Annotated in this window: 1 protein-coding gene; it reads left to right on the forward strand. The window is 51.8% G+C overall.

Features of this window, described 5'->3' with window-relative positions; genetic code table 11:
• A partial coding sequence (locus tag F457_RS13140; RefSeq protein WP_040921142.1) for a hemagglutinin repeat-containing protein occupies positions 1 to 2,738 on the forward strand: 2,738 nt, incomplete at both ends.

Below are 2,738 nucleotides of genomic sequence, written 5' to 3' on the forward strand. Positions count from 1 at the left end.
CAACAAATTGTCTCGGCAACAGGGCAAACGTTTCTTGGAGGAAGCCCTCAGAGTGCGGACCAGCAAATGCGTGATCTGTTGGATCATGCCAGCCAGGATGCCAACCAACTCGGTTTAACCTTTGGGCAGGCACTTAGCCCGGAACAGCAGAGCAAACTCACCGATAATATCATTTGGTACGTTCCTGTTTCCGTTGATGGCCATACGGTTTTAGCGCCACAGCTTTATCTGGCCCCTGGTAAAGAAACGATACGGAGCGGCGGGGTGATAGCGGCGGGGAATGATCTGTCGCTTTCTGGTGGGTCGATCAGCAATAGCGGCACGATCAGTGCGGGGCAGTCGCTGAATCTTGTCGCGACACAAGGTGATCTCGATAATGACGGTGGGACGATTTCTGGCAAGGATGTATCGCTGACCAGCCTTGCGGGGTCGATCCACAATAATAGTTTGCTCCAAGAGAGCCAAACGATTGGCGGGGTGCAGCAAAATCTTGGCCAACAAGGGAATATTATCGCCACGGGTGATGCGCGCCTGAGTGCTGCGAAAGATATTCTCTTTACAGGGGGGAACCTCCAAGCGGGCGGGGATGCAAGCCTGATTGCTGGTGGTGGTCTGACATTAGGGGCGCTGACGGCTCAGTCGTCGGAAAATATTAACCGCCATCATTATAGCCACCAAGCCAATGAAACGAAGAACTACGGCTCCAGTGTGATGGCCGGCGGCGGTGTGACGCTCGCGGCCTTGGGGGGCGATCTCACTCTTGCAGGCTCTGGGGTGACGGCGGGCACGGATGCGCTGTTGCAGGCTAAAGGCAACGTGGCGCTGCAAGCGGTGACAGACCATCGCTATGATTATACACGCACCGTCTCAAAAGGCTTCCTGAGTAAAAAGACGATTACACAAAGCAAAGATATCACTGATGAGATTGGCGGTCTGATCGTCGCCAATAACAATATTGCCGTTTCGGCAGGTGGTGATGTGTCGATTGCTGGGGCGATAGATGGGAAGAAGAATGTTGCCCTGAGTTCTGGCGGGAACTTAACGGTCACAGCGCTGAAGAATACCGAGGACACTTATTATCAAAAGAAAAAATCAGGCCTAATAGCTAGCCTGAAGGGAGGATCGTTTTCTTTCGGTGTTGGACGCTCTCAAAATACCGATACAAATACTGGTGTTACGTGGACGCCAAGTGATCTCCGAGCAGAGAATGGAAATTTACTGCTTACATCGAAGGGGAATACGTTAGTCAAAGGGTCCACTCTTTCAGCGGGACAGAATCTTCAGCTTAATGGTTCGTCTGTGACGCTGGATGATGCCATTAATACGCTGACACAGATACAACAGAGTAAATCATCCTTTTTGGGTGTTACAGCGGGGATTACGTCAAGTTCAGCGGCAGGCAAGGCTCTTTCTGGGAAGAAGAAGGATCCATCGTCTCAAGGGCAGCCTTCTATCAGTCTTCTTCGCACTGAAAGTGCGCTGGATGTTGCCGGTGAGCAAGGCAAAGGGCTCGGCGATTATATGCCTGGCAACGTCTCTCAAGTTTTGTCGCAATTTGGTGTGAACGGAAACGCACTAACCGTCCAAGCGAATATGGGCTTTAGCAAGGTGAAATCCTTTGCTCAACAGACAACCCATACCGTGCAAGGGGATAGCCTTAATGCCGGGAACACTGTTTCTATCATAGCGCGAGGGGACAACCCTCAGGATGGGACAAGTGGTGCCATCAAGGCTGTTTCGGCCCAGATAAACGCACAGAACATTGCTCTTGAAGCTCAGAAGAACATCAAGTTGCAATCAGATTGGAATACGCTTTCAGCCTTCAGCAAAACGCATAGTAGTGGGGTTTCTGCAGGCGTATCGTTTGGCACGAGTAGTGTAGGCCCGGATGTTTCTGTCGATAATACGCGGCAAAATGCCACTAAAGAGAGCGGAACAGCCGTTAATACGTCGCTCAACGCGCAACAGAACATAGCCCTTGATGCGAGCCATGGGGGGATGACCCTGGCAGGGGCAGACCTTCATGCTGGGCAGTCAGCTGTTTTGCAGTCCAAGGGTGATATGACGCTTCAGGCTGTCACGAATTATCAGTCCTCGACTTATAACAGTACCAATCACGGGCTCTTCACGAAACAAAAAGATATCGACAATAACGCCTCTACGAATGAAACGGGCAATACGATCGCAGCGCAAAACGATGTTGCTCTGAGTTCTGGTGGTAATATTTCTCTTGCGGGCAGTCTTACGGGCGGTCGTAATGTTTCTGTTACGGCAGCGGGCACGGTTGACGTTAACGCGTTGAAGACGACGGCGCACTCGTTTAAAGAACACAAAACATCTGGGCTTACGAGTAGCTCAGAAAACGGTCAGTCTAAGCTTGGTTACGGGAAGTCTGATGACCAATCGACGGTTGATGCAACGGATTGGCAAGGCAGCCTTCTTAAAGCGGCACAGCATGACCTGACGATTCATTCCGGTGGTGCGACAACCATCACGTCATCGTCCTTGTCAGCCGGTCATGACCTTGGGATAGACGCATCGTCTGTCGCGTTTAAAGCGCTAGAAGACACGCTGACCCAGCAACAGCTGCATAAATCGCTCTTTATTGGCGTGACGGCCGGTCTCTCTCCGAATTCGATTGCAGGGCAGGCACTTCAGAGTGTTTTGGGGGCGTTGCAGAGTTCCGGCAAAGGCAGCACGCTATTGCGCAGCCTTTACGCGATGCAGGGAGCGGAAGC

Source organism: Saccharibacter floricola DSM 15669 (genome assembly GCF_000378165.1).
GTDB classification, from domain to species: domain Bacteria; phylum Pseudomonadota; class Alphaproteobacteria; order Acetobacterales; family Acetobacteraceae; genus Saccharibacter; species Saccharibacter floricola.